Here is a 3,295-nt window from a genome sequence, read left to right as displayed (position 1 = left end):
TGAGGATTTGATAAAAGATAGGCGGCGACCTACTCTCCCACTTTCGTAGTACCATCGGCGCTGGCAGGCTTAACTTCTCTGTTCGGAATGGGAAGAGGTGAGCCCTGCCGCAATAACCACCCTAAGTTTTTATAGTCCTTAGGACTTGATATTTTGACAATTGGAAGCTCGATATTCGACTTTTAACATATGTAAATCACGTCTAACAATTTTGAACCAAACAATTCAAAAACAATAACCAACAACAAGCAGCGGTTAGCAAAGTTTATGGGTAATTAGTACTACTCGACTTTGACATCACTGCCTTTACATCTGTAGCCTATCAACGTTGTCATCTCCAACGACCCTTAAAAGAAGTCTCATCTTGTGGCAAGTTTCGCACTTATATGCTTTCAGTGCTTATCTTAACCGAACGTAGCTACTCAGCGGTGCACCTGGCGGCACAACTGATACACCAGAGGTTCGTTCAACTCGGTCCTCTCGTACTAGAGTCAAGCCCACTCAAACTTCTAACGATCACAATAGATAGAGACCGAACTGTCTCACGACGTTCTGAACCCAGCTCGCGTGCCACTTTAATGGGCGAACAGCCCAACCCTTGGGACCTTCTCCAGCCCCAGGATGTGACGAGCCGACATCGAGGTGCCGAACCTCCCCGTCGATGTGAGCTCTTGGGGGAGACTAGCCTGTTATCCCCGGAGTACCTTTTATCCTATGAGCGATGGCCCTTCCATACGGAACCACCGGATCACTATGTCCTGCTTTCGCACCTGATCGACTTGTAGGTCTCACAGTCAAGCACCCTTATGCCATTACACTCTACGCACGGTTACCAAGCGTGCTGAGGGTACCTTTGAAAGCCTCCGTTACTCTTTTGGAGGCGACCACCCCAGTCAAACTACCCACCACGCAATGTCCTTCCATTAGGAAGTTAGGCTCCAGATAAACAAAGGGTGGTATTTCAACGGCGACTCCACACATACTAGCGTACATGCTTCATAGTCTCCCACCTATCCTACACATTGTTTACCCGAAGTCAATACGAAGCTATAGTAAAGGTTCACAGGGTCTTTTCGTCCCATTGCGATTAACCGGCATCTTCACCGATACTACAATTTCACCGAGCTCGTGGCTGAGACAGTGCCCAGATCGTTACACCATTCGTGCAGGTCGGAACTTACCCGACAAGGAATTTCGCTACCTTAGGACCGTTATAGTTACGGCCGCCGTTTACCGGGGCTTCAGTTAAGAGCTTCGCCGAAGCTAACCCCCTTCCTTAACCTTCCGGCACCGGGCAGGTGTCAGACCCTATACGTCATCTTTCGATTTTGCAGAGTCCTGTGTTTTTGATAAACAGTCGCCTGGGCCTTTTTACTGCGGCTGACATTGCTGTCAGCGACCTTTCTCCCGAAGTTACAGGTCTATTTTGCCTAATTCCTTAGCCACGATTCACTCGAGCGCCTGAGGATACTCTCCTCGACCACCTGTGTCGGTTTAGGGTACGGGCTGCTTCACTCGCTATTTCTTGGATGAGACTTCAGTAGATTATCACGCCACCCGAAGGCTTTGTGTACTATCCCTAGTTTACCTAGGTTCAACGTACTATTCCGTCAGTACGCACTACTTACTTCTCACCGTCACTTTTGTTGTGAGCAGGTACGGGAATATTAACCCGTTTGCCATCCACTTCCCCATTAGGGTACATGTTAGGACCCGACTAACCCTCAGCTGATTAGCATAGCTGAGGAAACCTTGGTCTTGCGGCGTGCGGATTTCTCATCCGCATTATCGTTACTCATGCCTACATTTTCTTTTCTATAAGCTCCACTATACCTCGCCGGTCTAGCTTCTGCGCCGATAGAATGCTCCCCTACCATCCGCCAAAGGCGGATTCATAGCTTCGGCAGTATACTTATGCCCGATTATTATCCATGCCGGACCGCTCGACTAGTGAGCTGTTACGCACTCGTTAAATGAATAGCTGCTTCCAAGCTAACATCCTAGCTGTCAATGCAGTCCGACCGCGTTTGGTCAACTTAGTATACATTTGGGGGCCTTAGCTGATGATCTGGGTTCTTTCCCTCTCGGACATGGACCTTAGCACCCATGCCCTCACTGCTGTGGAACATATCTTAGCATTCGGAGTTTGTCAGGAATTGGTAGGCGGTGAAGCCCCCGCATCCAATCAGTAGCTCTACCTCTAAGATACTTATACACAACGCTGCACCTAAATGCATTTCGGGGAGTACGAGCTATTTCCCAGTTTGATTAGCCTTTCACCCCTACCCACAGGTCATCCCAAGACTTTTCAACGTCAACGGGTTCGGTCCTCCACTTTGTGTTACCAAAGCTTCAACCTGCCCATGGGTAGATCACAAGGTTTCGCGTCTAATACCACTGACTATGCGCCCTATTCAGACTCGCTTTCGCTTCGGCTCCGGACCTGAAGTCCTTAACCTTGCCAGTGACATTAACTCGTAGGCTCATTATGCAAAAGGCACGCCGTCACCCGTAGGCTCCGACCGCTTGTAAGCGTATGGTTTCAGGTTCTATTTCACCCTTCTATTCGAAGTGCTTTTCACCTTTCCTTCACAGTACTAGTTCACTATCGGTCTTCGAGGAGTATTTAGCCTTGGAGGATGGTCCCCCCATCTTCAAACAGGATTTCACGTGTCCCGCCTTACTCGATATAACAAATGTAAGCCTTTCGTATACAGGACTATCACCCTCTATGGTTAACCTTTCCAGGTTATTCTACTAAACTTATAAATGCTTTAGGGCTAATCCGCGTTCGCTCGCCACTACTAACGGAATCTCAATTGATTTCTTTTCCTACAGGTACTTAGATGTTTCAGTTCCCTGCGTTCGCCTCCGCCTTACGGCAGATACTATGCCTTCAACATAGTGGGTTGCCCCATTCGGAAATCTGCGGATCAAAGTGTATGTGCCACTCCCCGCAGCTTATCGCAGCTTATCACGTCCTTCTTCGCCTCTCGAAGCCTAGGCATCCGCCATACGCTCTTAGTAACTTTTTTCTAACCGCCGCTCTCGTGTTCGGTTATTGTTTTTGTTTTATTTATTTCTTTCTATAAATTGCTTTCTCGTAATTTATTCGTAATATGTTATTATTACTTCCAATATGTCAATGAACTCTTCTGATCTCTCGATCTTGTGGAGAATAAGGGAGTCGAACCCTTGACCTCCTGCGTGCAAGGCAGGCGCTCTAGCCAGCTGAGCTAATTCCCCTCTTTTTTAGATGTATAATGTATATTGTATTTATGTATATTGTAATTTA

1 tRNA gene and 2 rRNA genes are annotated in these 3,295 nt (G+C 47.6%); all 3 read right to left on the bottom strand.

Going from position 1 to position 3,295, the window contains the following annotated elements:
- Positions 1-16 precede the first annotated feature (16 nt).
- Positions 17-124: ribosomal RNA gene (rrf, locus tag ABID46_RS13475) — 5S ribosomal RNA — on the bottom strand.
- Between the two features lie 131 nt (positions 125-255).
- Positions 256-3,035: ribosomal RNA gene (locus ABID46_RS13470) — 23S ribosomal RNA — on the bottom strand.
- 137 nt (positions 3,036-3,172) lie between these two features.
- Positions 3,173-3,246 (bottom strand) — tRNA-Ala (locus ABID46_RS13465).
- Positions 3,247-3,295: the final 49 nt, after the last annotated feature.

This window comes from Moheibacter stercoris (assembly GCF_040545805.1).
Taxonomy (GTDB): Bacteria; Bacteroidota; Bacteroidia; order Flavobacteriales; family Weeksellaceae; genus Moheibacter; species Moheibacter stercoris.
This window is presented reverse-complemented; position numbering and strand designations above follow the sequence as displayed.